Source organism: Colwellia sp., from assembly GCF_013215345.1.
In the GTDB taxonomy this organism is placed as follows: domain Bacteria; phylum Pseudomonadota; class Gammaproteobacteria; order Enterobacterales; family Alteromonadaceae; genus Colwellia.
On record NZ_JABSOV010000166.1, the window covers coordinates 1 to 6,278 of the forward strand.

Below are 6,278 nucleotides of genomic sequence, written 5' to 3' on the forward strand. Positions count from 1 at the left end.
AGTTAATGAATTATTAGTGTGTTTGATTGTGGTTGGTGCCCAATTATTTTTAATGAACACAGCAAAGTCTTCAATAAATTCTAATAAAGAACTCTGTGCCTCGGCTTGTTGCTTTTCGACTTTTATTTGAATCTTATCAGCAGCCGGATTACCACCTTGTTGCACTAATTCAGATAGCGCTAAAAATTTCGTTCTGGCATCCGCAACGAAAGAGCTCCATTTGGGCCAATTTCTATTCGTCTTCGGCCGTTAGTATAATATTGGAATTGGAATTTTTTAGTGCCTGTTGGGTATACTTTTAATTGCAAGCGGCCAACGTCCCGGGCATCACTTTTTGCGGTAGCCACAAAGAGATTTTCTTTAGGTTTTAAAGCCTTAATACTTTTATCTGTAAAGTGCATAGTGTCAGTTAGCCCCAAACAAGGGTGGCTATGTGAGACAGTATAAACTGCTTAGCTCGTGTAGCGATTGTATTTACTGGGGTGTGGGAGATATCCTGATGCTAATCAAGAAAGAATAAAGAGACATAACTAAGAGTTCAAACATATTTAACCTCTTAAAACAGCCAAACACTTAAAAGTAAAATATGCTTGGCTAAATCATCAATTTATTCTATAAATAGAGTATATCATTGACTAAAAAGTATTTTAAATTCAAATACTTTTTCTCTCACCTCACATAAAAACAATACTAAAAGGGACTCCTTGTGGATATTATTATTTGGTTATTTGTCGCATTTACGCTTACTTGGTTTATGAGCTACGCAAGAACATCATTATCCAGTTACACCTTAGCTTTTGCTACGCTGATGGTATTAGGGTCGTTTTTCAACATCATTGGCATTGTCTCTTGGTTACTCTTTGCTGTGATCGCACTACCACTAAATATTGATAGTATTCGCCAACAATTTATAAGTATGCCTTTATTGGCTTTGTTCAAAAAAATAATGCCACAAATGTCCTCGACCGAACAAGAAGCCATTGATGCTGGCACCACATGGTTCGATGCTGATTTATTTCGCGGTGACCCTGATTGGAAAAAACTCCATAATTACCCTCGGCCAAGGTTAAGCACGCAGGAACAAGAGTTTTTAGATGGACCGGTTGAGCAAGTGTGTGCCATGGTTAACGATTGGCATATTACCCATGAAATTGCCGACCTTCCGCCAGAAATATGGCAGTTTTTAAAAGAAAACAAATTTTTTGCCATGATCATTAAAAAACAATACGGGGGTTTAGAGTTCTCCGCTTTTGCCCAATCACGGGTTTTGCAAAAACTTACCGGTGTTAGTTCAGTGCTTGCCAGTACTGTCGGTGTGCCTAACTCATTAGGTCCAGGAGAATTGTTACAAGAATATGGTACTAAGGCGCAACAAGACCATTACTTACCACGTCTAGCCAAAGGTGAAGAGATCCCTTGTTTTGCCCTTACCAACCCAGAAGCTGGCTCAGATGCCGGAGCTATTCCCGATTTTGGTATTATTTGTCATGGTCAATTTGACGGCAAAGATGTTTTAGGTATGAAACTAACCTGGGATAAACGCTATATAACCCTAGCCCCAATTGCTACCGTACTAGGCTTAGCATTCAAATTGCAAGACCCTGAGCAACTGCTTTCGGATAAAAAAGATTTAGGTATCACTTGTGCACTTATTCCAACCGACTTACCGAATATTGTTATTGGCCGCAGACATTTCCCCTTAAATATTCCCTTTCAAAATGGTCCTACCCAAGGTACTGATGTTTTTGTGCCCCTCGATTTTATCATTGGTGGCGCTGAAATGGCTGGACAAGGTTGGCGTATGTTGGTTGAATGCCTATCCGTTGGTCGTGCTATCACCCTACCATCAAATAGTGCCGGAGGTATTAAAACCGTGGCTTTAGCCACAGGAGCATACAGTCGTATAAGACGACAATTTAAAATGCCTATTGGTAAAATGGAGGGTATTGAAGAGCCTCTTGCACGTATTGGCGCAAATGCCTATCTAATGGACGCCGTTACTACGATGTCAACGGGAGCTATCGATCTGGGCGAAAAACCCTCGGTAATTTCAGCGATAGCCAAATACCACCTTACCGAGAAGATGCGTTCATCCATTATCGATGCCATGGACATTCATGGTGGTAAAGGTATTTGTATGGGACCAAACAATTATTTAGCTCGTGGCTATCAAGGTGCTCCCATCGCCGTCACGGTCGAAGGCGCTAATATTTTAACCCGTAGTCTGATTATTTATGGTCAAGGCGCTATTCGTTGTCACCCCTATGTACTGGCAGAACTAGAAGCCGCCAATAATAGTAACAATGAACAAGCACTTAACGACTTTGATCATGCACTTTTTGGTCATATAGGTTTTAGCATCAGTAATATTAGCCGTAGTTTATGGTGCTCACTTACCGGTGCACGCTTCTTAGGTAGTCCATTTAATGATGAAACTCGCCGCTATTATCAATTACTGACTCGCTTTAGTGCCAACCTCGCCATGCTTTCTGATATCGCTATGCTTGTTCTAGGTGCTGAGCTAAAACGCAAAGAGCGTATTTCTGCAAGGCTAGGAGATGTACTTAGCGAGCTGTACTTAGCGAGTGCTACGTTAAAAAGATATAATGATGAAGGCCGGAAAAGTGCTGATCTGCCATTCGTTCAGCATGCCGTTGAGGATTGTCTCTACAACATGCAACATGCAATTGACGAGCTTATTAGTAATTTTCCTAACAAAGCCGTAGCAAGACTTTTACGGGTGATTATATTTCCACTAGGCACTTGGCTGAACAAACCAAGTGATGAAATAGCACAAAAGGTAGCAAGGTTACTACAAAGCCCTTGCGCAAGTCGTACTCGCTTAGGTCAAGGTCAATATTTAACCCGCGATGGTAATAATATTTTTGGAAAGTTAGAGCAAGTGCTTGAAGATATAATTAATTGTGAACCAATCCATGAAAAAGTCTGTAGTGCTTTAAATAAAAAATTGCCTTTTTATCAACTCAATAAGGTAGCAGAGCTGGGTCTCGCTGAAAGCATCATATCAGCAGCTGAGGCTCAGTTATTAACGACTGCAGAAGCTGGCCGCCAATGGGCTATTGCTGTAGACGATTTTGATAGTAAAGAATTAGCTGCATTCCAGCCTACCAGCTAGGTTAATATAGACTAACGCCCATGTTGCAATTTGAACTAAATTTTAACATGGGTATATAAAGTATTTTTTTAATATTATCAGCAGCAAGAAACGATGTTAATATAAGGTAAATATAATGATAATAATTTAACTGAGCTGAACATGGCCGTAAAAGATATAGTTATTCCAGAGCAGACTGAACAGCATAAGAGCTTGTCAGTAAAACGTCGCTCTAAAGGAGAAAGGACTCGTGAAAGAATTCTGATTGCAGCGATTGAGGTTTTAGCGCTCAATGGGATAAAAGGCACTACTCACCGGGCGATTGCTAGCCATGCACAACTTCAGCTTTCTTTAACAACTTATTACTTTAAAGATATCCAAGAACTTATTCATCAAGCATTTAAATTAAATTCCGAACGTATTATCTCGCGTGCCGATTCCATCTTAGCTGCAGCTTTTACCCTTATAACTAAAATAGAGAAGAAAACACTTAGGAAAACAGCTGTTAAGGAAGATTTGTGTCAACAATTGAGCGAAATGACTGCTCAACATTTAATTGAAAATATCAAACATCAGGCGATTTCTCTAGCGGTAGAGCAACTAATGTTAACAGAGATACAAGTAACCCCGGCTCTACCTTTACTTGCCCAAGAGCATGAATTAGCTCAGTTAGCCCCTTACCAGCAGCTATGTCAATTTTTTAACAAGGTTAGCCCTGAGCTCGATGCTAAAATAATGTACACGGTTTTTTCTCAGCTTCAATATGGTCAGCTTGCCAAGCAAGTAAATATTGATACTGCGTTAATTGAACAGACAACACGCAGGATTATTGCTTGGATTATGTCTCTAAAATAAATTACTAATTACTAATTAAAAAAACAATAAAAAAGCACGGTAACTATTATATAAAGTTACCGTGCTTTTTTGTTTGTACAATTAATTAAGACTTTTCTTAACTTACGGGTGAATTAAAGAAAAGACATTAACTCTTGATCAAGTTGCATTATGGTTTTAGGATCCGCCATCATAGTTTTAGCTAGAGACTTAGTTCTAGGTAACATACGCTCAAAATAAAACTCAGCTGATTTAATTTTTGCACGGTAGAAGTCACGATTTTCAACATCACCCGCTAGCTTTTCATAGGCCGATTGTGCCATTTGAGCCCAAAAGTAAGCCATAACTACATAACCAGAATACATTAAAAAGTCTACTGATGCTGAGCCGACAATATCACGATTCGATTTAGCTTTAAGACCTAAACGCATTGAATACTGTTGCCAGTTAGCAATTGCCTTGCCCAATGGCCAGATAAAACGATTCATTTGACGTTTATGTGGATTACTAGAAATTAAACTCTTGTTCTTACAAAAGCTTAGTACTTCCTTAGAGAAATCATTTAGCGACTTACCACGAGTCATTAATATTTTACGACCTAATAAATCTAGAGCCTGTATACCTGTGGTGCCTTCATACAGTGTTGCGATTCTTGCGTCTCGTACTATTTGCTCCATGCCCCACTCTTTAATGTAACCGTGGCCACCAAAGATTTGCAAACCATGATTGGCACTTTCAGAGCCAAGTTCCGTTAAGAACGCTTTTAAGATAGGTGTAATAAAGCCTAAACGATCGTCTGCTGCTTGACGCTCTGCTTCGGTTTTTGCCATAGAGATATCATCAACGATTTTGGCGGTGTAATAAATCATTGCCCTGCCGCCTTCAGAAATCACTTTTTGTGTCATCAACATCTTACGCACATCTGGGTGAACTATAATAGGATCGGCTACTTGGTCTGGGAATTTTTTACCGGTCAGAGAGCGCATAGATAGGCGTTCTTTGGCATAAAGTAAAGAGTTTTGAAAAGCTAACTCTGCAGAACAAACCCCTTGTAAAGCTGTGCCGATACGTGCCGTATTCATAAAGGTGAACATACATTCTAAACCTTTATTTTCTGGACCTATAAGCGTGCCAACAGAATTGTCAAAATTAAGTACCGCTGTCGCAGAGGCTTTAATGCCCATTTTGTCTTCTATTGAACCACAAGTAACATTATTTGCTTCACCTAGCGTACCGTCTTGCTCAGCTTTTATTTTTGGCACAATAAATAATGAAATACCACGAGTACCTTTTGGCGCGTCGGGTAATCTTGCTAGTACAATATGGATAATGTTGTCTGTTAGGTCATGATCACCCGCAGAAATAAATATTTTAGTACCGGTGAGGTTGTAGGTACCATCGCCATTTGGCTCGGCTTTAGTTTTAACTTGCCCTAAATCGGTACCACATTGAGGCTCTGTTAAACACATGGTGCCTGTCCACGTACCTTGGATTAAGCGCGTTAAATACAGCTCTTTTTGCTTATCATTACCGTGCGTAGTGATAGTATTCATTGCACCATGACTAAGACCAGGATACATAGCCCAAGACCAGTTAGCCGTACCAGTCAGTTCTGATTGCACCATACCTAATGAAGGTGGTAAGCCTTGTCCGCCATGTTCTAATGAATGTGATAGCGAAGACCAACCACCATCAATGTACTGTTGGTAAGCTTCTTTGAAGCCTTTTGGGGTGGTTACCTTGCCATTATCAAAGGTACAACCTTCTTTATCACCACTTTGATATAAAGGCAGTAATTCGTTTTCACAAAATTTTGCGCACTCTTGCAGGATAGCGTCCACTAAGTCAGGAGTAGCTTCTTCAAATTCTTCATGTTTTTTATAATGATCATAATAATTGAATACATCTTCAAGCAAAAATTTAATATCTGCTATTGGTGCTTTATAACTTAGCATTACCTTTCTCCGACAAATTTAGTGAACTATTTATAATGTTATAGCTAGATTAAAGCACTGGTCGTACCACTAATTCAAGTCTTTTTTATACTTTTTTGCTGACAGGCATGAGGTTATAAAATTTTATTGGGTAAATTCAGGCTAATTCACAGCCAACATTTACTTGTTAACCCGGTATAAGTCACTACAAGTAGAGGGATGTTAAAATTGAACAATATATAGCAGTAACGTTTGTTAAAAAATCACTTAATAATTTGAATAGATAGTGAATGCTGATTTAAGAATAAATTTGCTAAAGAAATTAGTTAACAATAGATTGTTAATCTCGAGTAATACTAATTAAAGCGCATAATCTGCTGTATTTAAAACATTGT

4 protein-coding genes are annotated in these 6,278 nt (G+C 39.0%); 2 read left to right on the plus strand and 2 right to left on the minus strand.

The annotated features are described in order from the left end of the window. Positions 1-179: 179 nt before the first annotated feature. Positions 180-401 carry an Arm DNA-binding domain-containing protein gene (locus HRT50_RS18915; protein WP_367238887.1) on the minus strand — a complete coding sequence of 74 codons (222 nt, stop codon included), beginning with the start codon at positions 399-401 and terminating at the stop codon, positions 180-182. Positions 402-706: 305 nt separating this feature from the next. Between HRT50_RS18915 and fadE the strand changes: the two genes are divergently transcribed. Together fadE and HRT50_RS17090 are read left to right on the plus strand one after the other, a co-directional pair. After that, positions 707-3,136 carry an acyl-CoA dehydrogenase FadE gene (fadE, locus tag HRT50_RS17085; RefSeq protein ID WP_291616721.1) on the plus strand — a complete coding sequence of 810 codons (2,430 nt, stop codon included), beginning with the start codon at positions 707-709 and terminating at the stop codon, positions 3,134-3,136. A gap of 141 nt (positions 3,137-3,277) precedes the next feature. Further along, complete coding sequence (locus HRT50_RS17090) at positions 3,278-3,970, plus strand: TetR/AcrR family transcriptional regulator (RefSeq protein ID WP_291616723.1); 693 nt, start codon at positions 3,278-3,280, stop codon at positions 3,968-3,970. Between the two features lie 113 nt (positions 3,971-4,083). Here the strand turns inward: HRT50_RS17090 and HRT50_RS17095 are convergent, their stop codons facing one another. Continuing rightward, positions 4,084-5,904, minus strand: a complete 1,821-nt coding sequence (locus HRT50_RS17095) for an acyl-CoA dehydrogenase C-terminal domain-containing protein (RefSeq protein WP_291616725.1) — start codon at positions 5,902-5,904, stop codon at positions 4,084-4,086. Positions 5,905-6,278 lie beyond the last annotated feature (374 nt).